Source organism: Jatrophihabitans sp. YIM 134969, from assembly GCF_054456675.1.
Genome location: NZ_JBTJEQ010000011.1, coordinates 83,031 through 107,052 on the forward strand (window position 1 = coordinate 83,031; position 24,022 = coordinate 107,052).

At 71.9% G+C, this 24,022-nt stretch carries 25 protein-coding genes; 10 read left to right on the forward strand and 15 right to left on the reverse strand.

Annotation, left to right across the window (positions count from 1 at the left end; genetic code table 11):
- Nucleotides 1-813 (forward strand): dihydropteroate synthase, encoded by an 813-nt coding sequence (gene folP, locus ACXR2U_RS08345; RefSeq protein ID WP_458824535.1) that lies wholly within the window; start codon nt 1-3, stop codon nt 811-813.
- Between the two features lie 60 nt (nt 814-873).
- Here folP and fgd read toward each other — a convergent pair whose 3' ends face one another.
- From fgd to ACXR2U_RS08365, 4 genes are read right to left on the reverse strand one after another with little or no spacing between them, the layout of a single operon-like run.
- On the reverse strand, nt 874-1,899 hold the full coding sequence (gene fgd / locus ACXR2U_RS08350; protein WP_458824509.1) for a glucose-6-phosphate dehydrogenase (coenzyme-F420): 1,026 nt from the start codon (nt 1,897-1,899) through the stop codon (nt 874-876).
- A gap of 9 nt (nt 1,900-1,908) precedes the next feature.
- Nucleotides 1,909-2,388 carry an SRPBCC family protein gene (locus ACXR2U_RS08355; protein ID WP_458824510.1) on the reverse strand — a complete coding sequence of 160 codons (480 nt, stop codon included), beginning with the start codon at nt 2,386-2,388 and terminating at the stop codon, nt 1,909-1,911.
- Nucleotides 2,385-2,741, reverse strand: coding sequence for an ArsR/SmtB family transcription factor (locus ACXR2U_RS08360; protein WP_458824511.1), 357 nt, complete (start codon nt 2,739-2,741; stop codon nt 2,385-2,387). Before ACXR2U_RS08360 ends, ACXR2U_RS08355 begins: the two co-directional genes overlap by 4 nt.
- A 50-nt stretch (nt 2,742-2,791) precedes the next feature.
- Nucleotides 2,792-3,745 (reverse strand): Dyp-type peroxidase, encoded by a 954-nt coding sequence (locus tag ACXR2U_RS08365; RefSeq protein WP_458824512.1) that lies wholly within the window; start codon nt 3,743-3,745, stop codon nt 2,792-2,794.
- Between the two features lie 205 nt (nt 3,746-3,950).
- Here ACXR2U_RS08365 and ACXR2U_RS08370 point away from each other — a divergent pair, with 205 nt between their 5' ends.
- The gene (locus ACXR2U_RS08370) at nt 3,951-4,484 is read left to right on the forward strand and encodes a mycothiol transferase (protein ID WP_458824513.1); all 534 of its coding nucleotides are present in this window, start codon (nt 3,951-3,953) and stop codon (nt 4,482-4,484) included.
- 12 nt (nt 4,485-4,496) lie between these two features.
- Here the strand turns inward: ACXR2U_RS08370 and ACXR2U_RS08375 are convergent, their stop codons facing one another.
- The 5 genes from ACXR2U_RS08375 to ACXR2U_RS08395 all read right to left on the reverse strand — a co-directional run bounded on the left by ACXR2U_RS08375 (nt 4,497) and on the right by ACXR2U_RS08395 (nt 9,240).
- On the reverse strand, nt 4,497-5,345 hold the full coding sequence (locus tag ACXR2U_RS08375) for a glycosyltransferase family 8 protein (RefSeq protein ID WP_458824514.1): 849 nt from the start codon (nt 5,343-5,345) through the stop codon (nt 4,497-4,499).
- Nucleotides 5,342-6,745: a D-arabinono-1,4-lactone oxidase gene (locus ACXR2U_RS08380; protein ID WP_458824515.1), complete on the reverse strand. Its 1,404-nt coding sequence runs from the start codon at nt 6,743-6,745 to the stop codon at nt 5,342-5,344. The genes ACXR2U_RS08375 and ACXR2U_RS08380 overlap by 4 nt, the downstream gene beginning before the upstream one ends.
- Nucleotides 6,746-6,886: 141 nt before the next feature.
- Nucleotides 6,887-7,255, reverse strand: coding sequence for a nuclear transport factor 2 family protein (locus ACXR2U_RS08385; protein WP_458824516.1), 369 nt, complete (start codon nt 7,253-7,255; stop codon nt 6,887-6,889).
- Between the two features lie 66 nt (nt 7,256-7,321).
- Nucleotides 7,322-8,737, reverse strand: a complete 1,416-nt coding sequence (locus tag ACXR2U_RS08390) for an FAD-binding oxidoreductase (RefSeq protein WP_458824517.1) — start codon at nt 8,735-8,737, stop codon at nt 7,322-7,324.
- Nucleotides 8,734-9,240: a DinB family protein gene (locus ACXR2U_RS08395; RefSeq protein WP_458824518.1), complete on the reverse strand. Its 507-nt coding sequence runs from the start codon at nt 9,238-9,240 to the stop codon at nt 8,734-8,736. The genes ACXR2U_RS08390 and ACXR2U_RS08395 overlap by 4 nt, the downstream gene beginning before the upstream one ends.
- Nucleotides 9,241-9,266: 26 nt before the next feature.
- Here ACXR2U_RS08395 and ACXR2U_RS08400 point away from each other — a divergent pair, with 26 nt between their 5' ends.
- The 4 genes from ACXR2U_RS08400 (at nt 9,267) to ACXR2U_RS08415 (ending at nt 14,132) form a co-directional block, all read left to right on the forward strand.
- On the forward strand, nt 9,267-12,362 hold the full coding sequence (locus ACXR2U_RS08400) for a glycoside hydrolase family 31 protein (protein ID WP_458824519.1): 3,096 nt from the start codon (nt 9,267-9,269) through the stop codon (nt 12,360-12,362).
- 41 nt (nt 12,363-12,403) lie between these two features.
- Complete coding sequence (locus ACXR2U_RS08405; RefSeq protein WP_458824520.1) at nt 12,404-12,583, forward strand: hypothetical protein; 180 nt, start codon at nt 12,404-12,406, stop codon at nt 12,581-12,583.
- A gap of 74 nt (nt 12,584-12,657) precedes the next feature.
- Complete coding sequence (locus tag ACXR2U_RS08410; protein WP_458824521.1) at nt 12,658-13,314, forward strand: alpha/beta hydrolase; 657 nt, start codon at nt 12,658-12,660, stop codon at nt 13,312-13,314.
- Complete coding sequence (locus ACXR2U_RS08415; protein ID WP_458824522.1) at nt 13,311-14,132, forward strand: formate/nitrite transporter family protein; 822 nt, start codon at nt 13,311-13,313, stop codon at nt 14,130-14,132. The genes ACXR2U_RS08410 and ACXR2U_RS08415 overlap by 4 nt, the downstream gene beginning before the upstream one ends.
- A 6-nt stretch (nt 14,133-14,138) precedes the next feature.
- Here ACXR2U_RS08415 and paaE read toward each other — a convergent pair whose 3' ends face one another.
- The 6 genes from paaE to paaZ are packed head-to-tail and all read right to left on the reverse strand — an operon-like array spanning nt 14,139 to nt 20,042.
- On the reverse strand, nt 14,139-15,209 hold the full coding sequence (paaE, locus tag ACXR2U_RS08420) for a 1,2-phenylacetyl-CoA epoxidase subunit PaaE (protein WP_458824523.1): 1,071 nt from the start codon (nt 15,207-15,209) through the stop codon (nt 14,139-14,141).
- Nucleotides 15,209-15,715: a 1,2-phenylacetyl-CoA epoxidase subunit PaaD gene (gene paaD / locus ACXR2U_RS08425; protein ID WP_458824524.1), complete on the reverse strand. Its 507-nt coding sequence runs from the start codon at nt 15,713-15,715 to the stop codon at nt 15,209-15,211. The genes paaE and paaD overlap by 1 nt, the downstream gene beginning before the upstream one ends.
- Complete coding sequence (paaC, locus tag ACXR2U_RS08430; protein WP_458824525.1) at nt 15,709-16,605, reverse strand: 1,2-phenylacetyl-CoA epoxidase subunit PaaC; 897 nt, start codon at nt 16,603-16,605, stop codon at nt 15,709-15,711. The genes paaD and paaC overlap by 7 nt, the downstream gene beginning before the upstream one ends.
- Nucleotides 16,606-16,612: 7 nt before the next feature.
- A complete protein-coding gene (gene paaB / locus ACXR2U_RS08435) occupies nt 16,613-16,999 on the reverse strand; it encodes a 1,2-phenylacetyl-CoA epoxidase subunit PaaB (protein ID WP_458824526.1) in 387 nt (128 codons plus the stop codon).
- On the reverse strand, nt 16,996-17,973 hold the full coding sequence (gene paaA / locus ACXR2U_RS08440) for a 1,2-phenylacetyl-CoA epoxidase subunit PaaA (protein ID WP_458824527.1): 978 nt from the start codon (nt 17,971-17,973) through the stop codon (nt 16,996-16,998). Before paaA ends, paaB begins: the two co-directional genes overlap by 4 nt.
- The gene (gene paaZ, locus ACXR2U_RS08445; protein ID WP_458824528.1) at nt 17,970-20,042 is read right to left on the reverse strand and encodes a phenylacetic acid degradation bifunctional protein PaaZ; all 2,073 of its coding nucleotides are present in this window, start codon (nt 20,040-20,042) and stop codon (nt 17,970-17,972) included. The genes paaA and paaZ overlap by 4 nt, the downstream gene beginning before the upstream one ends.
- Before the next feature lie 97 nt (nt 20,043-20,139).
- Between paaZ and paaI the strand changes: the two genes are divergently transcribed.
- From paaI to ACXR2U_RS08465, 4 genes are all read left to right on the forward strand, one after another.
- Nucleotides 20,140-20,520, forward strand: coding sequence for a hydroxyphenylacetyl-CoA thioesterase PaaI (paaI, locus tag ACXR2U_RS08450; RefSeq protein WP_458824536.1), 381 nt, complete (start codon nt 20,140-20,142; stop codon nt 20,518-20,520).
- Nucleotides 20,517-21,125, forward strand: coding sequence for a TetR/AcrR family transcriptional regulator (locus tag ACXR2U_RS08455; RefSeq protein ID WP_458824529.1), 609 nt, complete (start codon nt 20,517-20,519; stop codon nt 21,123-21,125). Before paaI ends, ACXR2U_RS08455 begins: the two co-directional genes overlap by 4 nt.
- Nucleotides 21,122-22,807, forward strand: a complete 1,686-nt coding sequence (locus ACXR2U_RS08460; protein WP_458824530.1) for a RecQ family ATP-dependent DNA helicase — start codon at nt 21,122-21,124, stop codon at nt 22,805-22,807. The genes ACXR2U_RS08455 and ACXR2U_RS08460 overlap by 4 nt, the downstream gene beginning before the upstream one ends.
- Nucleotides 22,808-23,054: 247 nt before the next feature.
- The gene (locus ACXR2U_RS08465; protein WP_458824531.1) at nt 23,055-23,876 is read left to right on the forward strand and encodes a hypothetical protein; all 822 of its coding nucleotides are present in this window, start codon (nt 23,055-23,057) and stop codon (nt 23,874-23,876) included.
- Nucleotides 23,877-24,022: the final 146 nt, after the last annotated feature.

A 24,022-nucleotide genomic window follows, 5' to 3' on the forward strand; every position in this document is an offset into this window, starting at 1 on the left:
ATGGCGATCGTCAACCGCACGACCGACTCGTTCTACGACCAGGGCGCGACGTTCGCCGCCGACGCCGCGCTGGCGCGGGTGCGGACCGTCGTGGCCGAGGGCGCCGACATGATCGACATCGGGGCGATCAAGGCCGCGCCGGGCGAGGAGATCCCCGTCGCCGAGGAGATCGAGCGCACCGCGGGCTTCGTCGCGCTCGTCCGGGCCGAGTTCCCCGATCTGGTCATCAGCGTCGACACCTGGCGGGCCGACGTCGGCCGGGCCGCGGCGGAAGCCGGCGCCGACGTCTTCAACGACGCCTGGGGCGGCTGGGACCCGGAGCTCGCTGTGGTCGCGGCCGAACTCGACAAGGGCCTGGTCTGCACCCACGCCGGCGGCGTCGCGCCGCGCACGCGGCCGCACCGCGTGCAGTACCCCGACGTCGTCGCCGACGTCCTCACCGGACTCACCGGCCTCGCCGACCACGCGGTCGGGGTCGGGGTGGACCCGAGCCGGATCGTCATCGACCCGGGCCACGACTTCGCCAAGAACACCTATCACTCGCTGGCCGTGACCCGCGCCGTCCCCGAACTCGTCGCGACCGGCTGGCCCGTGCTGATGTCGCTGTCGAACAAGGACTTCGTCGGCGAGACGCTCGACCTGCCCGTCGACCAGCGCCTCACCGGCACCCTGGCCGTGACGTCGTTGACCTCGGCCTGGGGCGCCCGGGTGTTCCGCGCCCACAACGTGCGGGAGACCCGTCAGACACTCGACATGGTCGGCGTCGTCCTCGGCCACCGCCCCCCGCTACGCGCCGTCCGCGGCCTGGCTTGAACCGGATTCTGTGTCTTCTTGCAGCCTGGGGCCGCAGGAGTACACAGGATTCGGCAGTTCCTAGAGGGCCCGGAGGGCGGGGAGGACGTCCTCGCTGAACTGCTGCAGGAAGCGCGACTGGTCGTGACCGGGGCCGTGGAAGACCAGGTGGCGCAGGCCGGCGTCGACGTAGGGCTGGATCTGGGCCATGGCCTCGTCGGGGGTCGACGCGACGATCCACCGCTTCGCGACCTGCTCGATGGGCAGTTCGTCGGCGAGGCGTTCCATCTCGGCCGGCGAGTCGACCGAGTGCTTCTGCTCCTGGGTCAGCGACAGCGGCGCCCAGAAGCGGCAGTTCTCCAGCGCCTGCTGGTGGTCGCGGTCGTAGCTGATCTTGATCTCGATGGTGGTGTCGATCGAGGCCGGGTCGCGCTCGGCGGCCTCGGCACCCTCGGCGACGGCCGGCAGCAGCTTGTCGGTGTAGAGCTCCATGCCCTTGCCGGAGGTGCAGATGAAGCCGTCACCCGCGCGGCCGGCGTACTTGGCCACCACCGGGCCGCCGGCCGCGATGTAGACCGGCACCGGCTTCGACGGCTTGTCGTAGACCGTTGCACCGTGCACCTTGTAGAACTCGCCGTCGAAGTCGACGTTGTCCTCGGTCCAGAGCTGCCGCATCAGGCGGACGGCCTCACGCAGCCGCGCGAAGCGGCCCTTGAAGTCCGGCCACTCGACGCCGGTCACCGAGGTCTCGTTGAGCGCCTCGCCGGTTCCCAGGCCGAGGATCATCCGCTCGGGGTAGAGGCAGTCGAGGGTCGCGAACGCCTGGGCGATGACGGCCGGGTTGTAGCGGAACGTGGCGGTCAGCACCGACGTCCCGAGCAGCACCCGCTCGGTCCGCTCCCCCACGGCGGCGAGCCACGACAGCGAGAACGGAGCGTGACCACCTTCGTGGCGCCACGGCTGGTAGTGGTCGCTCACCCACACCGAGTCCAGCCCGACCCGCTCCGCCTCGACGGCGAACTCGACCAGTGCGCGCGGGGCGAACTGCTCGGCGGAGGCCTTGTAGCCGAAGCGGAGAGGCGACTGGTTCCCGGGCGTCTGCGTCACCCTTCTTGTCTACACCGCGGCGGTCAGGGCCTCGAGACGCTGGAGGTAGAGCGGCCAGCCGTTCTCGGAGCCGAGCGCTCCCGGCAGCGAGTCCCAGCCGGGTCCGTGCCGCTCGAGGTGGCGCTGCTCGAGCACGACCTGCGTGCGGCCACCCCCGACGTCGGTGAACGTGACCTCGACCTCGCTGGCGTTCGCGTCGTCGACGACCAGCCTCCAGTCCGGGCCGATCCGCCAGCTGAACACCAGCCGGTGCGGCGGGTCGAAGGCGAGGATGCGGGCCCAGCGGCACTCGCTGCCGTCGGTGCCGCGGTCGACGATCCACCCGCCGACGTGCGGTTCGAGCGTGGTCGAGGCGAGCGGCGCGTCGAGCAGCGTGTGGTCGGGCGGCTTGACCTCGTCGAAGCGCGCGGTGAACAGCTGGAAGGCCTCCGCGGGCGTGGTCGCGACGGTGACCTCGCGGCGGACGGAGGTGGTCTCGGTGGTGGTCACGGGTGCTGCTCCTCGGGTTCGGCGGGATCGTCGGTCTCGATCGGGTCGGCGGCGTCGGCCAGCTCGGCGAACTGGGCCAGGGCGTCGCGCCAGTAGGAGTCGAGCTGGTCGCGCATCGCGGCCACCCCGGCGGGTTGCAGCCGGTAGATCCGGCGGGTGCCGGCGGGCTGCTCGTCGACCAGCCCGGCGTCCTTGAGCACCTTGAGGTGCTGCGAGACGGCGGGCCGGCTCACCGGCAGGACGTCGGCGAGTTCCCCCACGGCGTGCGGCCGCCGGGCGAGCAGGTCGACGATCGCGCGCCGGGTGCTGTCGCCCAGGGCGTCGAAGCTGTCGCCTGCTCGGTCAGTGCTCACGAACGGTAAGCATGCACTTACACTTGCGTACCGTCAACCGGCTCGGCGGATCACTCCGAAGGCAGGGGCGGCAGGTCGTCGAAGAAGTCGGCACTGGGGCAGAAGAAGAGCCCGCCCGTGACCGCCCGGGAGAAGTCGAGGATGCGGTCGTGGTTGCCCTCGGGTACGCCGATGAACATCCGCCGCAGCATGGTCTCCGTGGTCGAGACCCGGGCCGCGTAGCTGATGAAGAAGGTCCCGTACTCGTCGTCACCGACGTGGCCGAACGGCATGTTGTCGCGGACGATCTGCAGCTGGTTGCCGTCGTCGTCCTCGATGACGTTGAGCACGAGGTGGGAGTTCGAGGCCTTGACGTCGTCGTCCTGCTCGATGTTCTCCAGCTTGCTGCGTCCGATCGCGCGTTCCTGCTCGGTCACCGGCAGCGCGTTCCACGCCGCGAGGTCGTGCAGGTACTTCTGGGCCACGGCGTAGCTCCCGCCGGCGAACGCCGGGTCCTCGTCGCCGACGATCGCAGCCCGCAGCGCGTGCCCACCCTGGGGACTCTCGGTGCCGTCGACGAACCCGAGCAGGTCACGCTCGTCGAAGTACTTGAACCCGTGGGTCTCGTCGACGACCTGCGCCGCCGGTCCGAACCGCTCCCGCAACTGCCGCGCCAACTCGAAGCACAGGTCCATGCGCTTGGCCCGCAGGTGCACGAACAGGTCGCCGGGTGTCGACGGCGCGGTGTGCGTGGCGCCCCGCAGCGGCTGGAACGGGTGCAGTTCGCGCGGCCGCGGCCCGTCGAACAACCGGCTCCACAGCGCGGACCCGATGCCCAACACGCACGCCAGCTCACCTTCCGGCACCCGGAACCCGACGGTCCTGATCGCCGCGCCGAGGTCACCCAGCACGTCGCGCACCTGGTCCTCGCCGCCGGGTGCGACGGTGAGCACCAGGAAGACGGCCGCCTCGGTGAGCGGCGTGAGCACCGGCTGGGGTTCGGGAAGCCCTGTCACGGGGCACATCCTGCCGCGCCGTCGCGTTCCTGTGAACGCATCCGCGCCGCCCAACGAGCGAACTACTGGACCCCCGGGCGGCATCACTGATCCGTTTCTCGTGCCATGACGCCTCAGACGCATCACTGATGCGCGGCGGACGAGGCGCCGGTAGCTGCCGACACGGATCTGAGCACGCGTGACGTCGTCGGTGGACTGTCCTAGCGTCGTGGCCATGGCTGACGTCGAACCACCCATCGCCGGGGACGAGCAGGCGGCCGTGGTCGGTGAGCTCGAGCGGCTGCGGTCCTACGTCGCGTGGAAGTGCGGCGGGCTCGACGCCGAGGGGATGCGCAAGACGCTCGGGCCCTCGACCATGACGCTCGGCGGCCTGCTGAAGCACCTCGCGCTCGTCGAGGACTTCCACTTCTCGCAGATGTTGTTCAACCGTCCCCCCGGCCCGCCGTGGGACACCGTCGACTTCGACGCCGACCCGGAGTGGGAGTGGCGGACGGCCGCGGACGACTCCCCCGAGGACCTCATGGCGATGTGGACCTCCGCGGTCGAGAAGTCCCGCGTCATCACCGCCGGCGCCCTGGCCGAAGGCGGCATGGACCACCTCGGCGCCTACGTGTCGGGCAGCGGGGAGTCGCCGAACATGCCGCGGATCCTCATGGATCTCGTCGAGGAGTACGCCCGGCACGTCGGGCACGCCGACCTCCTCCGCGAGAACGTCGACGGCCTGGTCGGGGAGGACCCGGAGGGCTGAGTTCGCGGGGCCTCAGCTCACGGAGAGTTCGGGCGCGGTGCCGGCCCGGAGCGCGACATCCCACCACAATGTCTCGACGTCGAAGTACTTGTCGTCCGGATCGGGGTGGTGCTGCCACGGCTTGTCGATGATGTAGTGGATGTTCTTCACCGCGTCGGCGTCCCACATCTGCGGGTGCTGGAACCGCAACGTCTTCAGGGTGTTGTAGACGTACGGCAGCGGCCGCCAGGTGTCGCGGTGGTAAGCGTCGAGGAAGTCCTGCTCGGCGAAGGGGAACGCCGAGAGGTCGTCGACCTCGGCCAGCCGGGCCAGCATGTCCTCGTACACCGCGTCGTCGGGTGTCAGCACGAGCAGGCCACCGTTGAGGTGGTTCTCCACGCCGGGTTCGGTGGTCTGTCGGGCGTCGCGGCAGTAGGTGTAGAAGCAGTTCGCCGGCACCCAGTCCGCGGGGTAGCTCGGGATGCGGTTCGGGTTGCACCGGCAGGCGTGGCACGCGGCGATGCCACCGGTCGGCAGCTCGAGGGTGAACAACTCGTCCATGCCGCGGACCACGAGCATGTCGGCGTCGAGGAAGACCACCCGGTCGTACTCGACCAGGCGCCACACCGCGAGCTTGGTCCAGACCTCGGCGAAGCGGGCGTTGGCGTAGTGGTCGGGCAGATCCGGGCGCGGGCGCACCGGCTCGACCGGCCGGACCAGGCAGCCCTCGCGCTCCAGCAGCGCGCGGCTGTCGGCGTCGATGCCGTCGGTGACCATGACGACGAGCGGCGCGGTGCTGCCGGACTCCGTCAGCGAGGCGCGCAGTGTGCGCACGCCGGCGAGGTAGTTCGGCTGGGTGAGCAGCGTGACCCAAGCGTTCACGCTCGCTCCCCGCCGTCGAACAACCCCGAGGTGAAGGCGTTGGCGAAGCGGCGGCCCGGGTCGAGCGCATCACGCACCGCGCGGAACCGGTCCCACGCGGGGTAGAGCGCCGACCAGTCGTAGAGCGACTCGTCGAAGTACTTGCCCCAGTGCGGACGTCCGCCGTGCTCGGCCAGGACCCGTTCGACGGCGCGCAGGAAGTCCTCACCCTCGCGGGAGAGCGAGCCGTCGTCGGCGTAGTAGACGACGAACCCGAAGTAGCAGGTCGCCTCCTCGTGCGAGGGGCTCAGCCAGGCCCCCGACGGCCCGGTGCAGCGCAGGATGATCGGGTAGTGCAGGTGCGGACGCGTCCGTGCGTGCCACTCCTTGATCGCTGCCACGACCTCGCCGGCGCGCGACAGCGGGACACCGATCTCCACGTTGATCTGCGGGGTGGCGATACCGCGGCAGAACACCTGGTAGATGTCGCCGGTGACGTCGGTGAAGTCGCGGAACCGTTGCACCGTGCGGTACGGCTTGCCGTCGGTGTCGACGATCCCGGTGTCGTCCCGCAGGTGTTCGAGGTGCTGGTCCACCGTCGCGTTCATGGTGTCCGTGGTACCGGCGTGCTCGAGCAACCCACTCCCCGCGGCTCGGTAGCGGGCCACCTCCTCCGCGTCCGCCTCGCGGGCCGCCCACAGCTGTACCTGGTCCTGGTCGGGGAACCACCAGGCCTTCACCAGCTCGTGGTCGCGGTTCCACGCGACGATGTCGTACTCCAGCCCGCCCGCGCCGACAGCGGTCTTGCGGCACGTGTAGACCGGTGACGGCACGGTGCGCACCGTGACCTGCGTGGTGACCCCGAGCGTGCCCAGCCCGAGCTGGACGGCCGGGAACCACGGATGGTCGCGGTCGAACACCCGCACCTCGCCGTCGGCGCTCACGACCCGGACGGCGAGCACGGAGTCGGCCACGATGCCCTGCCGCAGACCCTGACCGTGGGTGCCGGTCGAGAGGGCACCGGCGAGGGTCTGTTCGGCGATGACGCCGGGCGACGACGGCAGCATCCGTCCCCTCGCCGAGAGGACGTCGTAGACCTCCTGGAGCGGCGTCGCGCCACCGAAGGTCGCGGTGTCGGCGGTGACCTCGACCGGTCCACGCAGGTGACGCAGGTCCAGCAGGGTGCCGTTCGTCCCGCCGAGGTCGAGCAGGCGCCCCGGGGACATCCGGGTGCCGATGGCGCGGACCGGGTCGGACCCGGACGCAAGGACGTTCTGGACCTCGGCCTCGGACCACGGGGTCTGCACCCGTTCGCGCGGGGCCAGGGCGGCGTTGCGAGCCCAGTTCAGGATCTTGACGTCGTCCGCGACAGGACGGGTGTCACGGCGGGGGTAGGCGAGGTTCGCCCGCGTCGGTGGCACAGCTCGACCTCCGGTTTGGATCGATGGAGCACGCGCAGGGGTTGGAGCGGAGCCGGCAGGCCCTTCCATGGTGCCGTCGCCGCCCCGGGGCACCGCGCCGGGGTGGGATTCGTCACGCGCGGGGGCGTGAGAACGCGCGGATCAGCGAGCGACGTGTTCGACCAGGTGCGCCCGGCCGGGCGGCGGTTCGTACGGATCGGGCCAGAACTCGGTGAAACCGGTGATGCGACCGGTGTGGTCGAGATCGAAGAACGTTGCACCCTGAACCGTTTCACCGTCGACCGTGAAGTCGATCAAGGTGGCCGCCCCCGATGCGTCAGCGTGTTCGCGCTCGACCCGCAGGTGCCAGTCGCCCGGGAACTCGGCCATGAACCGCACCAGTGCGTCGCGACCGCGCACTCGCTCGCGCGACTGCGGCCACCACGCCACGACGTCGTCGGTCACGGTGGCGCCGAACGCCGGCCAGTCGCGGGCCTCCAGTGCCTCCCAGAACGTGCGGGCGATGCTCATGGTCGCGGACGCTAGCCGCCGCCCCCGACAACGGCGCTCCGCACCGGCTCGGCCGACGACGCGGGCTCACGCGTCCCCCACGACCTTGCCCGGGTTGAACAGGTCGAGCGGGTCCAGCGCCGCCTTGACCGCCCGCTGCATCGCCAGTGCACCCGCATCGAGTTCGTCCTGCATGCCACGGCGTTTCAGCAACCCGATGCCGTGCTCGCCGCTCACCGTCCCGCCCATCCCGATCGCCGCGGCGAGGATGTCCTCGAAGGCCGCCTCGGCCGCGGCCCGCGCAGTGTCGTCGTCCGGCGGGGTGATGAGCAGCGGGTGCAGGTTGCCGTCGCCGGCGTGGGCGATCGTCGCCAACTGCACCCCGTGACGACGGCCGATCTCCTCCGTCGCGGCGAGCATCGCGGGCACCTTCGAACGGGGGACGCACACGTCCTCCGTCAGCACCGGCCCCAGCCGTTCCAACGCGGGGTAGGCGAGCCGACGCGCCGCGAACAACGCCTCGGCCTCGGCGGCGTCGGTCGACTGCTCCACCCACGCTGCGCCGGACCGTCGGAACACGTCGGCCGTCGCGGCTGCCTCCTGCTCACCCCACGCCCCCGGCGAGTCGATGCGGGCGAGCAGCAGCGCCGCCGCGCTGGCCTCGAGCCCCAGGTGCTTCCACTCCTCGACGGCGGTGAGGCACGCGCGGTCGAGCAGTTCGAGTGCTGCAGGCTGCAACCGTTCCCTGGTCGCCAGGGCCACGGCGTTGCCGGCGTCGACCAACGAGTCGAAGGCACCGATCACGGTGCGGGGCGCGTCGAGCGGCGCCGGTCGCAGTTTCAGCGTCACCTGGGTGACCACGCCGAACGTGCCCTCGGAGCCGACGAACAGACCCGTGAGGTCGTAACCCGCCACGCCCTTGGCGGTGCGCCGGCCCAGCCGCACGCGGGTGCCGTACTCCCCCGCGGGCCCGCCCACCACGGCCTCCAACCCGAGGACGTACTCGCGGGTGACGCCGTACTTCACGCAGCACAGGCCGCCGGCGTTGGTCGCGACGTTGCCGCCGATCGTCGACCACGGCGCGCTCGCGGGGTCGGGCGGGTACCAGAGCCCGTGCTCGGCCACCGCGGCCTTGAGGTCGTCGTTGACCACGCCGGGCTCGACGACCGCGACCAGGTCGTCGGTGTCGATCTCCAGCACCCGGTCCATCCGTGACACGTCGAGCACCAGGCAGCCGTCGACCGCGTTCGCACCGCCCGAGAGTCCCGTGCCGGCCCCGCGCGTCACGACCGGGATCCGCGCCTGCGCACACGCACGCACCGCCGCCTGCACCTCGGCCGTCGACCGGGCGCGCAGCGCGGCCGCCGGACGCCCGACCGGCGCCCACTCCGCGTCGTCGTGCGCCAACGAGGCCAGCACGTCGGCGTCGGTCACGAACGTGCTGTCCGGCAGGGCCTGCTGCAGCGCGGCCGCGTGGTCGGGACCCGCCGACGTCGTCGTCACCCCCGCGAGGATAAGACGCGTTCGCGCAGCAGGTCGGCGTGGCCGTTGTGCTGCGCGTACTCCCCGATGAGGTGGACGTGGAGCATCCGCACCGACATCGTGTCGCCCTTCGAGTCGAACTCGTCGTCGAGGTCGTGGCGGGCGGCCACGGCGTCGGCCGCGGCCCACTCGGCGTGCAGCACGTCGAACTCGAACGGCGCGCGGGCGGGGTCGAGGAGGTCGAAGTCGTCATCGGTGCCCGGCGGGAAGAGCGGGGCCACGTCCTCGCCCGCCAGCCGGATCCGCCACCACGTCCGCTCCACCTTGGCGAGGTGCCGGACCAACCCGAGCAGCGTGAGGGTCGAGGGCGGGCACGAGGCCGTGGCCAGCTGCTCACCGGTGAGCCCGGCGCAGGCGTGCAGCAGCTTCGCCCGTTGCCACGCGAGGTACCCCGCCAGCAGGGGGCGCTCCGGCCCGGTCGTCGGGCCCTCGACCTCGGGTCCCCCCGGCGCGGTCCACGTCACCCGCCCATCGTGACAGGCTGCAACCCATGGCCGACGACACGCTGGACCGGATCCGCTTCCGCGGTGAGCCGGTCGCCGACCCCGCCGCCGTGGTGACGGCCGGACCCGCCCGCTTCACCGTGCTCACCTCCCGGCTGATCCGCCTGGAGTGGACGGGCGGGCAGCCGTTCGAGGACCGGGCCAGCTACGCGTTCCCGGTCCGGCGCGGCCCCGTGCCGGAGTTCACCGCGGCCACCGACGGCGCCACCACGACCGTCGACACCGGCGACCTGCTGCTGCGGTACACCGACGACGGCCGTCCGTTCCACGCCGGCAACCTCTCGGTCGAGCTCCGCGGCGACGTCGCCACCACCTGGCACCCCGGCGTCGTCGACCACGCGAACCTCGGCGGCGCCCGGCGCACGGTCGACGACTGCCGCGGCGACGCCGTGCTCGAACCCGGTCTGGTCAGTCGCAGTGGGTGGGCGCTGCACGACGACAGCGACCTGGCGGTGTTCGACTCGACCGGCTGGCCGACCGAGCGCGAGACGGGCGTCCTGGACTGGTACTTCTTCGGCTACGGCCACGCCTACGGCGACGCGGTGGCCGACTACACCCGCTTCGGTGGCCGGCCGGCGATGATCCCCCGCTTCGTCCTCGGGGCGTGGTGGTCGCGGTACCACGCGTACACCGAGCCCGAACTGCGTGCGTTGGTCGAGGAGTTCGCGGCGCGGGACTTCCCGCTCGACGTCGTCGTCATCGACATGGACTGGCACCTGCCCGACGGCTGGACCGGCTACACCTGGAACCGGGACCTGTTCCCCGACCCGCCGGAGTTCCTCGCCTGGCTGCACTCCCGCGGCCTGAAGACCACGCTCAACCTGCACCCTGCACAGGGCGTGCAGAGCTTCGAGACGGCCTACCCCGAGTTCGCCGAGCGCATGGACATCAACCCCGAGACCGGCGATCCGGTGCCCTTCGACATCACCGACCGCGAGTTCGTCCGCAACTACCTGGAGTTGCTCCACCACCCGCTCGAGGACGACGGTGTCGACTTCTGGTGGATGGACTGGCAGCAGGGCCGCACCACCGGCGTCCGCGGGATGGACCCCCTCACGTGGCTGAACCACCTCCACTTCGAGGACATGCACCGCCGCGCCGGACGACGCCCGGTCGACTTCAGCCGGTGGGGCGGACTCGGTAGCCACCGGTATCCCGTGGGTTTCTCGGGTGATTCGTTCGCCCTGTGGGGTGCGCTCGCGTTTCAGCCCCGCTACACCGCCGCGGGCGCGAACGTCGCCTACGGCTGGTGGAGCCACGACATCGGCGGCCACAGCGGCCCCGACGACCCGGAGCTCTACGTGCGGTGGGTCCAGTTCGGCGCCGTGAGCCCGGTGCTGCGGCTGCACAGCAACAACCAGGAGGAGTCCGACCGTCGGCCCTGGGCGTTCGGCGAGGAGGTCGAGGACCTCACGCGTGAGGCGTTCCGCTTGCGGTACGAGCTGCTGCCCTACCTCTACACGGCGGCGCGGACGTCCGTCGACACCGGCGCGTCGCTCGTGCGCCCCACGGCGTGGATCGACCCCGAGCACGACGGCTCCTACCTCGCCCGCTCGCAGTACCTGCTCGGGCCGGACCTGCTGGTCGCCCCGGTCGTGCGGCCGATGGACACCACCACCGGGCTCGCCGACGCCGACGTGTGGTTGCCCGAGGGTGTCTGGATCGAGCGCGGGACCGGTGAATCGTTCACCGGCCCGCGGTGGGTGCGGCTCGGTGTGCCGCTGGACCGGATCCCGCAGTTCGTGCGCCCCGGGACGATCCTCCCGCTCGCACGGGTGACGCCGACGACGCAGACCCCGGAACACCTGACGCTGGAGGTTTTCCTCGGCGCGGGCGCCCACGACGGCACCGCCCGGGTCTACGACGACGACGGCGAGTCCACCGACGCCGAGACCGGACGGTGGACCGACCTCACGCTCGCGATGCCCGACCCCTCGCGAGCTGTGCTGACCGTTGCACCCGGCATCGAACGCTCGTACACGATCCGGCTGCCGTTCGTCGTCGAACCCGCCGCCGTCGTCCTCGACGACGCGCCGGCCGCGGGGTGGACCTGGGAGGACACCGTGCTGACCGTGCCCGTGCCGCGCACCGCCGACGCCTTCACCGTCGACGTGTCCTGCCGCTCCGATCTCTCGCTGGTCGGCTCCGACCACGACTCCCAGGTGCGGGCGGCCGAGCTCGCCGTGGTGACCGGTAGTGACTCCGACCCGGTGGCCGCCGTGCTCGACCTGCCGCTCGACTCCCCCGCGCGGGCCCTCGGGGTGGCGCGCCTCGGCGGCCCGGCCGTGCAGGTGCTGGAGTACACGACACCGGACGAGGCGGTGGTGACCCTCGGCCGCGTCGTGGTCGCCGCACCCGAGCACGGCCCCCTCGCCGAGGTCGACGCCCGTTGGACCCTCGAGCGCGACGGCCGGGTCGAGACCGTGGAGGTCCCGCGCACCGACGTGGCCGGGACCGAGCTCGTCCTCGACGCCCCGTTCCCGTGGGACGGGACGCTGCACCCGGCGCGCTGGTCGGTGGAGGTCACGGTGCGGTGGGGCGAGTTCGAGGTCGCCCGCCGCCACGTCAGCGCGGTCCTCGACCCGGCGCTGCCGTCGTGGTGGGTGCGGGTCGACAACGCAGCCGGCGAGGTGACCGGCTGGACCAGCTGGGCGATCGACCCGACCGACATCGACTTCGGCAGCCTGGCCCAGCGGGTCAACGTCCGCTTCCGGGTCTGGGACAACGCCCCGCTCGACGTGTCGACGGTCGGCACCGCCCTGACCACGATCACGCTCACCGACGACCGGGAGGTCGCGTTCGCGTACGTCGCGGGCGGCGAGGTCGCGATCGCGGTCGACGGCGACCCCGTGCCCGACGCCGACGTCACCGGCAACCCGCCGATCAAGTACTTCACGCTCGACCCGCCGGTGCGGCGCAGTGCCCCGGTCACGCTGCGCCGGGGCACCCACACCGTCACGTTCCGGTGCTCGCCGCCGGCCAATCTCGCCGATGTCGACTGGTACCTGTCGACCTGGGTCACCGACCCGAACGGCACCCCGCTGCTCGACGTCGTCGCCGACGCCGGTCCGCGCCCGTCCTGAGCCACCCGGCGGTCAGCGCCGCCGGAGCGCACACTGGAGGGGTGGTGCTCTGGATCGGCATGGCCGTCGGCTTCGTGGTCGTCGTCGTCCTCATGCGCGCCTACGCCCGGCACGCCGACCGCGTGGAGGACGACAGCAGCTACGTGCGGGAGGAACAGCAGTTCACCCCGTACGGCCAGAAGTACCTCGACATCCTGCTGTTCCGACGACAGGACGACTGAGGGCGCGGCCACGCGTCGCGCCGGTGTCGGATGGGCATGTCCACCAGGTGAACTACTCCCCGCGGTTGGTCGACGTGAAGGTCCCCCGGGACCCGGTCGGCGTCGTCCTGGTCCTGCACGGCGGCGGCAACCGCGGCGGCCAGGTCATGGTGAGCCCGACCCAGCTGTCGGTGCTGCGCATGGTGCCGATCGCCCGGCGGATCGCCCGGGCGGGCAAGGGCCGGCTGGCGGTGTTCCGCCTGCTCAACAGCGTCCGCGGGTGGGACAGCCGCCACACACCGGTGGCCGACGTGCGCTGGGCGCTCGGCGAGGTGCAGGCGCGTCTCGGTGAGCTCCCGGTCGGGCTCGTCGGGCACTCCCTCGGCGGCCGGGCGGCGCTGCTGTCCGGCGACTCCGGTCCGGTGCGGTCGGTGGTCGCGCTCGCCCCGTGGCTCTACGACACCGACGTCCAGACCGGTGGCCTCGAGGGCCGTCGCGTCCTCATCGTGCACGGCGACCGCGACCGGATCGCCAGCCCGCAGGCGTCGTTGGCGGTGGCGGAGCGTCTGGAGTCGACGACCGACGTCACCTACGTGCGGGTCGAGGGCGGCAAGCACGCCATGTTGCGCCACGGTCGCACCTTCACCAGCCTGGCCTCCGACTTCACCGTCGACGTCCTCACCGGCACCGGGCCGACCGGCCGCCTGGCCGCGGTGCTCGACGCCCCGTTCCCCGCGGTCGTGTCCCGGTGAGCGACAACTCCGCGGGCTCGGGCAGCCTCGCCCCGGATCCGGGTGACCGCACCGACGACGAGGTCGAGCTCGCGTTCGAGCGCCTGGTCACGGAGGGGCAGGAACGCCTGGACCGGCCCCTGCTGCCCCTGGTCGCGACGGGCTTCCTCGGTGGCGTCGACGTCGGCGTCGGGATCCTCGCCTACCTGGTCGTGGAGCACGAGACCGGCAGCTCCCTGCTGGGGGCGCTGGCGTTCACCGTCGGGTTCGTGGCGCTGCTGATGGCCCGCAGCGAGCTGTTCACCGAGAACTTCCTCGTGCCCGTGACGGCCGTGGTCGCACGGCACGGCAGCGTCCTGCAGCTGATCCGGCTGTGGGTCGTGACGCTCGTGACCAACCTCGCGGGCGGGATCATCATGGTCGGCCTGGTCGTGGCGGGCGTGCCCTCGATCCGTCCGACCGTGCGCGAGTCCGGAACGCACTACGCGGACCTCGGCGTCTCGTTCGAGAGCTTCGCGCTCGCGGTCCTCGCCGGGGTCGTCATCACGCTGCTGACCCGGATGCAGCACGCGACCGACCAGCTCGGCGTGCAGATCGTGCCGGCCGTCCTCATGTCGTTCGTCCTGGTCGGGGCGCAGCTGTTCCACGCCGTCCTCGACACCATCCTCATGACCGGCGGGCTGTTCGCGGGCCAGGTGGACTACACCGTGCTCGACACGCTCGGCGCGCTCGCGTGGTCGTCGTTCGGCAACATCGTCGGCGGCCTGGTGCTGGTCACGTCGATCCGGTTGCTGCGGGTCCCTCACCGCGTGCGCGAGGAAGCCACCCGCGACAGGTGATCCTGGTCAGCTGTCGTAGTCGACGGTCACCCGGTCGCTGACCGGCAGGGCCTGGCAGGTCAGCACGTAGCCCTGTTCGACCTCACTCGCCTCGAGCGCGTAGTTGCGGCGCATTCGCACCTCGCCCTCGGTGACCAACGCCCGGCAGGTTCCGCACACCCCGCCCTTGCAGGCGAACGGCAGGTCCGGGCGCACCTTCTGGGCGGCGTCGAGCACGGACACGTCGCCGGGGACGGTGACCGAGGAGGACCGGCCGTCGAGCACCACGGTGACCTCGGCACCCTCGAGCGCCGGGCCGTCGTCGTGGACGACCTGCTCGGGCGGGTCGTCGCCGACGTAGAACAACTCGCGGTGGATCCGGCGGTCGTCGACCCCCGCGGCGGTGAGCACCCCGACGGCGTCGGTGACCATGCCGAACGGGCCGCACAACCACCAGTGGTCGACGGCGTCGGCCTCCACCGTTGCTGGCAGCAACGATCGCAGCTTGTCGGCGTCGAGGCGACCCGTGTAGAGATCGACCTCCTGCGCCTCGCGGGAGAGCACGTGCACCAGCCGCATCCGCGCCGGGTGGGCGTCCTTGAGGTCGGCGACCTCGTCGGCGAACATGACCGAGTCGCTGCGCCGGTTGCCGTAGAGCAGGGTGACCGTGCTGTCGGGGTCGCCCTCCAGCACCGAGGCCGCGAGCGAGAGGACGGGCGTGATGCCCGAGCCCGCCGCGAGCATGACGTGGTCGCCCGCGACGGTGACGTCGGTGGTGAAGGACCCGGTCGGCGCCTGCACCTCGAGCGTGTCGCCGGCCCGGACCTCGTGGATCAACCAGCCGGACACCGCCCCGCCGGGCACCTCCCGCACCCCGATGCGGGGCGGGCGCCCGGCCGGGGCGCAGATCGAGTACGACCGGCGTTCCTCGCCCCGTCTGACCGTGAGCGACTGGCCGGGCGCGAACGCGAACAGGTCGGCGAGCTCGGCGGGGACGCTGAACGTGACGGCCACGGCGTCGTCGGTGAGCGCCTCCACGGCTGCGACCCGCAGGGGGTGGAAGGCGCGGCGCACGGCGGGGTCGTGGGTGGTCGTCATCAGATCTCTTTCACGTACTCGAACGGCTCGGCGCAGGAACCGCAGCGGTGGAGGGCCTTGCAGGCGGTCGCGCTGAAGCGGGAGGTCTCGGTGGTGTCGACCGAACCGCACCGTGGGCAGGCCACGGCGTGGCGCACCGGGGTGAGGGTCAACGGCACCGGGCCGGTGCGAGCGGGGGCGGCCGAGGGCGGCGCGATGCCGGCCGCGGCGAGCTTGGCCCGGCCGCCGGCGGTGATCCAGTCGGTGGTCCACGCGGGCGCGAGCCGGTGGCGGACGTCGACGTCCCCGTAGCCCGCCTCGACCAGCCGGTGCCGCAGGTCGTGGGCGATCTCGCGCATGGCGGGGCAGCCCGAGTAGGTCGGGGTGATGGTGACAACCACGTGCCCGTCGGCGGATTCCTCGACGTCGCGCAGGATCCCGAGGTCGGCCAGGGTGACCATGGGCAGTTCGGGATCGGGAACGGCCGCGGCGACCTCCCACGCCCGGGTGGCCGTGGCGGTCACCACGTCGCGTCCGGGTGGGCGCGAGCCACGCTCTGCAGCTCGGCCAGCACGTAGCCCAGGGCTTCGGTGTGCACGCCGTCGCGGCCGTTGCGGCCCCGCACCATGGCCATGGGGGCGGCCTGCGGACGGTCGAGACCGGCGGTGGCGAAGACGGTGTCGAGCACGATGTCGGTCTCGGCCCGCAGCGCGGTGACGTCGACCGCCACCTCGGGCAGGGACTCCTCCACCGGGTGCGCCACGAACAGCTCGTCGACGAGCGGCCACACGACGTCGAGCCCCGCCTGCACGCGGCGGTGCGACTCCTCGGTGCCGTCGCCGAGGCGCACGACCCACTGGGCGGCGTAGTCGCGGTGGTACGTCAGCTCCTTGACACCCTTGGCCGCGATCGCCGCGAGCACCGGGTCGGCGGAGTGCTGCAGCCCGTCGAACAGGGCGAGCCGGTGGGTGGAGAAGACGAGCAGCCGCGCCACGAGCTCACCGAAGTCGACGTCGAGGCGTTCGACCAGGCGGCTGTTGCGGAACACGTTCTCCTCGCGCCGGAAGGCGAAGTCGTCCTCGCTGCGGTCGGTGCCGTCCGCGCGGCCCGCGCGGGCCAGCAGCATCCGGGCCTGGCCGAGCAGGTCGAGGGCGATGTTGGCGATCGCCGTCTCCTCCTCCAGCTCGGGCATCCGGGTGACCCACTGCTGGAGGCGGTGGCTGTAGATCAGGGCGTCGTCACCGAGCATGAGGCAGTAGGCCGCGAGCGCGTCGCCGTCGACGCCTGCCGGCACGGTGGTGTCGATGCCTTCGAGGGCGTCGACGAAACCGGTGCCGAACGCCCACCGGTGGTCGTCGGAGTCCTCGCCCAGCGCGTGGTACGCGCCGAACTCGTCCTCGTCGTCTGCGTGGGTCATGGGTGTCCTACATGTGGGGGACGTCGGAGGGGACGTCGTAGAAGGTGGGGTGGCGGTAGACCTTGTCACCGGCCGGCGCGAAGAACGGGTCCTTCTCGTCCGGGCTGCTGGCGGTGATGTCGGCGGCGCGCACCACCCAGATGCTCACGCCTTCGTTGCGGCGGGTGTAGAGGTCACGCGCGTGGTGCAGGGCCATCTGGGCGTCCGCCGCGTGCAGCGAACCGACGTGCACGTGGTTGAGACCCCGCTTGCCGCGCAGGAACACCTCGTACAGCGGCCACCGCGAGCGCGCCGGGTGCGGCTGCTCGGCGGGGACGCCGGTGGTCGGCACGGCCCCGTGGCCACCTTCGGCGGTGAACCCGTCCGCCTCCCCGCGCTCCACACGTGTTGTCACGCCCCCGCTCCATCCGTCTGCGCCGCTGCTGCCATCGCCTCGCGCTGCTTCATCGCGTGCGCTGTGGCAGCGTCACGTACCCACTGCCCCTCCTCGTGAGCTGCGCGGCGGTGCGACACCCGCTGGGTGTTGCACGGACCGTTGCCCTTGACAACGCTCATGAACTCGTCCCAGTCGATGGCGCCGAAGTCGTGGTGGCCACGCTCCTCGTTCCACCTCAGGTCGGGGTCGGGCAGGGTGACGCCGAGACGCTCGGCCTGCGGCACCGCCATGTCGATGAAGCGCTGGCGCAGTTCGTCGTTCGTGTGGCGCTTGATGCCCCACGCCATCGACTGCTCGGTGTTGGGCGACTGGTCGTCGGGCGGGCCGAACATCATCAGCGACGGCCACCAGAACCGGTTGGTGGCGTCCTGGACCATCGCACGCTGCGCCTCGGTGCCGCGCATCATCGTCAGCAGCAGCTCGTAACCCTGCCGCTGGTGGAACGACTCCTCCTTGCAGATGCGGACCATGGCCCGCGCGTACGGCCCGTAGGAGGAGCGGCACAGCGGCACCTGGTTGCAGATCGCGGCGCCGTCGACCAGCCAGCCGATGACGCCGACGTCGGCGTAGGTCAACGTGGGGTAGTTGAAGATCGAGGAGTACTTCTGCCGGCCGTTCACGAGCATCTCGGTGAGGTCGGCCCGGTCGACCCCGAGGGTCTCCGCGGCGCTGTACAGGTACATGCCGTGACCGGCTTCGTCCTGGACCTTGGCGAGCAGGACGGCCTTGCGCCGCAGCGACGGCGCCCGGGTGATCCAGTTGCCCTCGGGCTGCATGCCGATGATCTCGGAGTGCGCGTGCTGCGCGATCTGTCGGACCATGGTCTTGCGGTAACCCTCGGGCATCCAGTCCCGCGGCTCGACGCGGTGCTGGTGCTCGATGGTGGTGTCGAACTGCTGCTGCAGCTGCGGGTCGTCGGCGACGGCGGTCATGCCCCGCTCCCTTCCGTGGCCGGCGGCCACTGCTTGGCGACCATGGTCAGGACGTCGTACTTGGCGACGGACTCGCCCTTGCCGTTGACGACGTCGGTGTCCCAGCGGACCTCGCCGTAGTCGCCCGCGCGCGGCGAGATCTCCTTGCACGTGAGGGTCACGGTCAGGTCGTCACCGGGGTAGGTCGGCGTGAGGAACCGGAGGTTGTCCAGGCCGTAGTTGGCGAGCACCGGACCGGGGTCCGGGTCGACGAACAGGCCCGCGGCGAAGCTCAACACCAGGTAGCCGTGGGCGACCTTGCCGTCGAAGAACGGGTTGGCGGCCGCGGCGTCGGCGTCGGTGTGGGCGTAGAAGGTGTCGCCGGTGAACCCGGCGAAGTGGGCGACGTCGTCCTCGGTCACGGTCCGGGGACCGGCCGTCACGGTGTCGCCGATCCGCAGCTCGGCGAGCGACTTGCGGAACGGGTGCACGGAGTCGTCCCCACGCGGGGCTCCCGCGACCCACTGGCCGGTGATCGCGGCGAGCACCGCGGGCGAGCCCTGCACCGCGGTGCGCTGCATGTGGTGCAGGACGCCGCGCACTCCACCGAGCTCTTCGCCGCCACCGGCGCGACCGGGTCCGCCGTGCACCAGCAGCGGCAACGGGGAGCCGTGGCCCGTCGACTCACCGGCGTCGTCGCGGTCGAGGACGAGCAGGCGTCCGTGCCACGGGGCGATGCCCAGCACGACCTCGCGCACGAAGTCGGGATCGTGGCTCACCACGGAGCCCGCGAGCGAACCGCGGCCGCGCCGGGCGAGGTCGACCACCGAGGCGACGTCGGTGTACGGGATGAGCGTGCAGGCCGGGCCGAAGGCCTCGACCTCGTGCAGTTCGGCGCGGATCGGGTCGGTGGCGCGCAGCAGCACCGGGGAGACGAACGCACCCGTGGCGGCATCGGCACCGACGACCTCGACGTGCTCCGGATCGCCGAAGACCACCGACGCCACCGAGGTCAACGCCTTGAGCGAGCGGCGGAACTCCTCGCGCTGCTCGAGGCTCGCCAACGCCCCCATGCGCACACCGTCGGCGCCGGGCGCCCCGACCGTGACCGCGGTGAGCTCGGCGGCCACGGCGCGCGCGACGTCGTCCACAAGGGGTTCCGGCACGAACGCGCGACGGATCGCGGTGCACTTCTGCCCGGCCTTCACGGTCATCTCGGTGACGACGCCGTCGACGTAGAGGTCGAACTCCGGCGTGCCCGGGACGGCGTCGGGACCGAGGATCGAGCAGTTGAGCGAGTCGGCCTCGGCCGTCACGCGCACGGCGTGGGCCACGACGTTCGGGTGGGTCCGGATCTTGGCCGCGGTGCTGGCCGATCCGGTGAAGCCGAGCACGTCCTGCTCGGTGAGGTGGTCGAGCAGGTCACCCGGTCCGCCGGTGAGCAGCTGCAGCGATCCCTCCGGCAGCAGGTTCGACTCGATCATCAACTCGACGAGCCGGTGCGTGACGTACGCGGTCTGCTCGGCGGGTTTGACCACGCTCGGCATCCCGGCGAGGAAGGCGGGCGCGAACTTCTCCAGCGGACCCCACACCGGGAAGTTGAAGGCGTTGATCTGGACCGCCGCACCCTGCAACGGCAGCCAGACGTGACGGGCGACGAACGTGCCGCCCTTGCCGAGGGGTTCGACCGGGCCGTCGACCAGGACACCCTCGGGCGCGAGTTCACGCTTGCCCTTGCTGGCGTAGGTGAGCAGCACCCCGATGCCGCCGTCGACGTCGAAGCGGCTGTCGTACCGGGTGGCGCCCGATCGTGCGGACAGCGCGTAGAGCTCGTCGCGGTGCTCGCGCAGGTACGAGCCCATCGCCTTGAGCAGGGCGGCGCGGTTGGCGAGCGACAGCTGACGCAGGGCCGGTCCGCCGACCTCGCGGGCGTGGGCGAGGGCCGCGCCCAGGTCGATGCCCTCGGTGGAGACCCGGCCGATGAGCTCGCCGGTGACGGCGTCGTGCACCGCCGTGCCCGACTCGGGCGACGCCGGGGTGGGCGCCTGCCAGCTGCCCTGCACGTAGCTGGTGAAGTACCTGTCCGACACGGGCCGAGCCTCCCGGGATCGACGTGCGCCACAATTACCGACCGATCGGTCGGTACGTTATGCTACCGCCGTGGACGTCGACGATCCAGTCCTCCGCATGATGGCCGCCGACCGGGCATCGGCCGCGCTCGGGATCACCCTCGTCGACCACGGCGACGGCGCGGCCCGCACCCGGATGACCGTGCGCGACGACATGGTCAACGGCCACGAGATCGCCCACGGCGGTCTGGTGTTCACCCTCGCCGACACCGCCTTCGCCTGCGCGTGCAACAGCCGTGGCCCGGTCACCGTCGCCGCCGGCGGCGACATCTCCTTCCTGCGTCCGGCCCGTCGCGGCGACGTCCTCGAGGCCACGGCCACCGAACGCACCCGGTTCGGCCGCCAGGGGGTCTACGACGTCACGGTCCGCCGTGGCGAGGAGGTCATCGCCGAGTTCCGCGGGCGCAGCACCGCGCTGCGCGAACCGGGCACGCCGTGACCGCCGCGTCCGCCTCCGCCCCGGCGAGGCGTCGGGGCCGCCCCGGACACGACCTGGACTCCGTGCGCGCCGCCGCCGTCGCCCTGTTCATCGAGCAGGGCTTCGACGGCACCAGCATCGACGATCTCGCCCGCCGGTTGGGCATCAGCAAGTCGGCCGTCTACCACCACATCACCGGCAAGGACGCCCTGCTCGCCGACGTCCTCGACCGCGCGCTCACCGGCATCGAGCAGGTCGTCGCCGAGGTGCGCGCGCTCGACGGTCCGGCCGTCGACCGGTTGGTGGCGTTGGTGCGGGGCAGTGTCGTGGTGCTCGTGGAACGTCTGCCCTACGTCACCGTGCTGCTGCGGGTCCGCGGCAACAGCGACGTCGAACGTGACGCCCTGACCCGGCGGCGCCGGTTGGACCGGCTCGCCGCCGACCTGGTGCGGCAGGCCATCGCCGACGGCGACCTGCGACCGGACGTCGACCCGGCCGTCACCGCCCGCCTGCTCTTCGGGACGGTCAACTCCCTCACCGAGTGGCTCAAACCCGGCGTGGACCACGACGCCGACGCCCTGGCCACCGCGCTCGTGACCACCGTGTTCGACGGGCTGCGGGCATGATCCCCGAGCCGGACCTCGACGCCCTGGCCCGGGAGCTGCTCGGTCTGACCGCCCTCCGGCCGGCGCAGCGCAAGGCGATCGAGGCCGTCGTCGCCGGGCGCGACGTGCTCGCGGTGCTGCCCACCGGCAGCGGCAAGAGCGCGATCTACCAGGTGGCCGGGCTGGCACGGGGCGGGACCACGGTCGTCGTCTCGCCGCTCGTGGCCCTGCAACACGACCAGGTGCGCTCGTTGACCGGCCGTCGCAAGCCCGACGGCCGACTGTTGCAGGTGGCAGCGGTCAACGCTTCGACCAGTGCCGGCGACCACCGCGAGGCCGTGCGCCGGTGGCGCGACGGCGAGCTCGACGTCGTGTTGGTCGGCCCCGAACAGTTGGAGAACCCGACCACGCGCGAGGCCCTGCGCACGAGCTCACGGCCGGTCACGCTGCTCGCCGTCGACGAGGCGCACCTGGTGAGCGAGTGGGGCCACGAGTTCCGACCCGACTACCTTCACCTCGGCGGCGTCATCGACGACCTGGGCGGACCGCCGGTCCTCGCCCTCACCGCCACCGCGGCGCCGCCCGTGCGCGCCGACATCGTCCGCGAACTGCGGATGACCGACCCCGAGCTCGTGGTGTCGGGCTTCGACCGTCCGAACATCGAGCTGAGCGTGCACGTCGTCCACCCGCGTGGAAACGTTGCAGAGGTCAACGAAGCCGTCGAGGACGCCGCCGTCACCGCCACGCTCGCGCTCTCCACGCCGGCGCTGGTGTACGCGTCCAGCCACGCCGCGTGCGAGCGTCTGGCGGCCCGGTTGCGGCAAAGCGCGCTGGCGGCACAGCCGTACCACGCCGGGTTGCCAGTGGCCGAGCGGACGTCGACCCAGGACGCTTTCCTGGCGGGACGGCTCGACGTCGTGGTCGCCACCAGTGCGTTCGGCATGGGCATCGACAAGCCCGACGTCCGCGTCGTCGTCCACGCGGGCCCGCCCGGCAGCCTGGACGAGTACTACCAGGAGATCGGACGCGCCGGCCGGGACGGCGCACCGGCCCACGCGCTGCTGGTGTTCGCCGAGCGCGCGCTGCAACTGCCGAAGCTCTTCGCCACGCGCTCGCGTCTCGGTGACGCCGACGTGCGGCGCGTCGTCGACGCCCTCCTGGCGGTCAGCGGCGCGGTCGAACCGGGCGCGCTCGCGCAGAGCAGTGGCGTCGCCCGGCACACCACCGAACGGATCGTGGACGAGTTGGCCGAGGCGGCACTCGTGCGGGTCTCACCCGACGGTGTCGTGGTCCCGCCCGACGCGCGGTCGTTGCTCGCGGCCGAGGGTGTCGAGGACGTCGAGACCGCCGTCCACCGCCGCGAGCAGGTCGCCGACAGCCGCATCGACGCCGTGCGCCACTACGCCGAGACCACCCACTGCCGTCGAGTCGAACTGCTCGGCTACTTCGGCGAGGAGTTCGCCGGACCGTGCGGGAACTGCGACAACGACGCCCACCCGCACCCCGCCACCCCGCCGGTCCCCGCCGTGGTCTCGAAGGACTCGTTCCAGGTCCACGCCGGAACCCTCGTGCGGCACCCGTCGTGGGGCGTCGGCACCGTGATGTCGGTCGACGACCACGAGCTGGTCGTGGCCTTCGACAGCGTCGGCTACAAGACCCTCACGACCGTTGTCCTGCGCAACGGTCTGCTCCGCCCCGCCTGACCCCCGCCGGTTGTCGGCGCCTCGCGCACGACCCTCGCCCCCCGGATCTGGCGAGTGGTCACTTTCCCCTTCGAGTGGGCACCTTTTGCTGACCACTCACCGGGATTTTTCACCACTCGTCAGATCGGGTCTGGGGTGGGCGGGGCTGGTGGGACGCGTGAGGTCGGTCGTCCACAGAGCGGCGTGTCGTCCACAGACGGGCGGGATGGTCTGGCTAGCCACCTCGTCGCTCCCGAAGCTCCGGGACGTGACCGCAACGCGCATCGCCTGGGGCATCCACCGCGACGCATCGACCGACGGCCTGGTGGCGACCCTGCGCCGGGTGGCCCTGGCGCTGCCGCCCCACTGTGTGTTCGTCGAGCACACCGCGGCGGCGGTCGAGGGGCTGTGGGTACCGCCGTCGGATTCCGTGCCGATCCACGTCGCCTACACGGCAGCTGGACGGGGTCGACAGATGAGTCGGACCCGACGTCCGGAGCTGGGCGGACGACGTCGCGAGCTGCCGGCCCACGACGTGATCGAGATCGACGGCGTCCGCGTGACCACCCCAGCCCGCACCTGGCGCGATCTGGCCGTGCGGCTGCGCCCGGTCGAGTTGGTCGCGCTCGGCGACAGTGTGCTGCGGGCAGGAACGAGTGCGACGGAACTGTCGGACCTGGTGGCGAGGACTCGTGGCCAACGGGGCGTTGTCGCCGCCCGGGCCGCGCTCCCGCTCCTCGACGCACGGAGCCGATCCCGGCCCGAGAGCCACATGCGGTACGAGCTCATCGTGCCGGGCTGGCCGACGTTCGAGCCGAACACCGTGGTGCGTGACGCGCACGGCGGCTGGGTCGCCGAACCCGATCTGCACAACGCCCGCTTCCGGATCGCACTGGAGTACCAGGGCGAACTCCACGCCGGCCTCGACCGGATGCGACGGGACCTGACCCGCGCCACGGACGTCACAGGTCACCGCTGGCAGATCCTCGGGGTCGGACCGTCCGAGGTCTTCACCCACCCCGATCGGCTCCGGCTCGCCGTGCGACAGATGCTGCTGCTCGCCGGGTGGACGCCCGGCCACCCCCGGTGAGTGGGCACCTCACCCGCCGAGTGGGCGGAAATTCTGGGTCTACTGACTGATGTGTGGGTGCCGTCGGGGTAGTTGGGGTCGGTGGCCGCCGAGGTGGAGCATGGCCAGGGCGATCAGTGGTGTTGCGGTGTGGAACCCGAAGGCGG

What these genes read in the sequence shown, in the direction of transcription:
- folP (WP_458824535.1), top strand. Translation starts at nt 1, where the DNA reads ATGGCGATCGTCAACCGCACGACCGACTCGTTCTACGACCAGGGCGCG.
- ACXR2U_RS08365 (WP_458824512.1), bottom strand. Translation starts at nt 3,745, where the DNA reads ATGTGCCCCGTGACAGGGCTTCCCGAACCCCAGCCGGTGCTCACGCCG.
- ACXR2U_RS08370 (WP_458824513.1), top strand. Translation starts at nt 3,951, where the DNA reads ATGGCTGACGTCGAACCACCCATCGCCGGGGACGAGCAGGCGGCCGTG.
- ACXR2U_RS08385 (WP_458824516.1), bottom strand. Translation starts at nt 7,255, where the DNA reads ATGAGCATCGCCCGCACGTTCTGGGAGGCACTGGAGGCCCGCGACTGG.
- ACXR2U_RS08400 (WP_458824519.1), top strand. Translation starts at nt 9,267, where the DNA reads ATGGCCGACGACACGCTGGACCGGATCCGCTTCCGCGGTGAGCCGGTC.
- paaE (WP_458824523.1), bottom strand. Translation starts at nt 15,209, where the DNA reads ATGACGACCACCCACGACCCCGCCGTGCGCCGCGCCTTCCACCCCCTG.
- paaC (WP_458824525.1), bottom strand. Translation starts at nt 16,605, where the DNA reads ATGACCCACGCAGACGACGAGGACGAGTTCGGCGCGTACCACGCGCTG.
- paaA (WP_458824527.1), bottom strand. Translation starts at nt 17,973, where the DNA reads ATGACCGCCGTCGCCGACGACCCGCAGCTGCAGCAGCAGTTCGACACC.
- paaI (WP_458824536.1), top strand. Translation starts at nt 20,140, where the DNA reads ATGATGGCCGCCGACCGGGCATCGGCCGCGCTCGGGATCACCCTCGTC.
- ACXR2U_RS08460 (WP_458824530.1), top strand. Translation starts at nt 21,122, where the DNA reads ATGATCCCCGAGCCGGACCTCGACGCCCTGGCCCGGGAGCTGCTCGGT.